Origin of the sequence: Paenarthrobacter sp. PPS72, from assembly GCF_048537125.1 — a bacterium.
Classification (GTDB): Bacteria; Actinomycetota; Actinomycetes; order Actinomycetales; family Micrococcaceae; genus Arthrobacter; species Arthrobacter nitroguajacolicus_E.
The window spans coordinates 1-1530 of the sequence record NZ_JBLYIE010000097.1; the positions used below are offsets into that span (position 1 = coordinate 1).

The window sequence follows — 1530 nt, forward strand, 5'->3', positions numbered from 1 at the left end:
GACACCACTATTTTCCCAGTTCAGAGCACCCTTTCCCTGATTAACACGCCAGCCCGACAGGCCCGCCATGAAAACCCCGGGCTAAACGCAATACCGTTTACTTAGCGGCAATTCTGTTAATCTTGGGGCATGGCGCGCAGCGGATGGATCAAGCCCGAAACCCCGGAACGTTTGACTGACCACGTCTCTCTGGGTGTTTTGACGCGCGCTTTTCCGCCGGATGTGGTGGACCTGGTGATCGCCCGCACCGGTGCCGGTCAGGCGCGGAACCGGCTGCTGCCGTCGCGGCTGATGGTCTATTACGTAATGGCCATGGCCTTGTTCGCGGCCGGTTCGTACGAAGAGGTGATGCGTTCACTGCTGGCGGGCATGGAGTGGATCACGGGCCGTTTCAGGGACTGGCAGATGCCAACGAAAGCCGCGATATTCAAAGCGCGCACACGGCTTGGTCCGACGGTGATGGCTGAACTCTTCGCAGAGGTCGCCAAGCCCCTCGCCGCACCAGGAAGCAGCGGGTTCTACAAATCCTGGCGGCTGGTCAGCGTTGACGGGACGTCCCTGGACATCGCCGACACGCCGGCGAACGAGAAGTACTACGGACGGCCAGGCACGGCCACCCAGATCAAGAGCGCCTACCCACAAGCGCGGGTGCTCGGACTCGTCGAATGCAGCACCCACGCGGTGATCGGAGCTGTGGTCGCCGGCTACGACACCGCCGAGCAGGACATGTTCCCGGGGCTCCACGCGGACCTGCATGCCTCCATGCTGGTGATGGCGGACCGCGGGTTCTTCAGCTACCACGCCTGGAAGGACAGCGCCGCAACCGGAGCGGCACTGCTGTGGCGCATGAAAGCCAGCAACGTCCTGCCCGTGCTCGAAGAACTGCCCGACGGCTCGTACCGCTCCGCGGTCTACGCCAACCCCAAGGCCCGCCGGAACAACAGGGACGCGATCCCCGTCCGCGTGATCGAATACACCATCACCAGCGGGGAAAGAACCAGCGATTTCCGCCTCATCACCACCATCCTGGACCCGGACGCCGCACCGGCACAGGACCTGGCAGAGCTCTACGGACGGCGCTGGGAAATCGAGTCCTGCTTCGACGAACTCAAAACACACCAGCGCGGCCCCGGAATCGTCCTGCGCTCCAAAACCCCCGACGGGGTCCTCCAGGAAATCTACGGCTACCTCTGCGTCCACTACGCCCTGCGGTCCCTCATCGGCGAAGTCGCCCTGCTATTCGAAGAAGACCCCTTACGGTTTTCCTTCACACGCACCCTCCGGGCAGCCCGGCGAACCCTCGCCGACCGTCCGGCTTTTTCCCCCTGACAAACTCCGGAAAGCCTTCGCCAGCTTCACCGGCGAGATCCTCCACGACCTCCTACCACCACGCCGACAACGCACCAACCCCCGCGTCGTCAAACGAAAGATGTCCGGCTGGCAACTCAAACGGATACCCAAACCCGCCTAAGTAAACGGTATTGGCTGTCTCTTATACACATCTCCGAGCCCACGAGACATTGATACTGA

The 1530-nt window shown here is 62.4% G+C and carries 1 protein-coding gene; it reads left to right on the forward strand.

Annotation, left to right across the window (positions count from 1 at the left end):
- Positions 1–129: 129 nt before the first annotated feature.
- Positions 130–1329: an IS4 family transposase gene (locus ACLRGI_RS23240; RefSeq protein WP_419203792.1), complete on the forward strand. Its 1200-nt coding sequence runs from the start codon at positions 130–132 to the stop codon at positions 1327–1329.
- Positions 1330–1530: the final 201 nt, after the last annotated feature.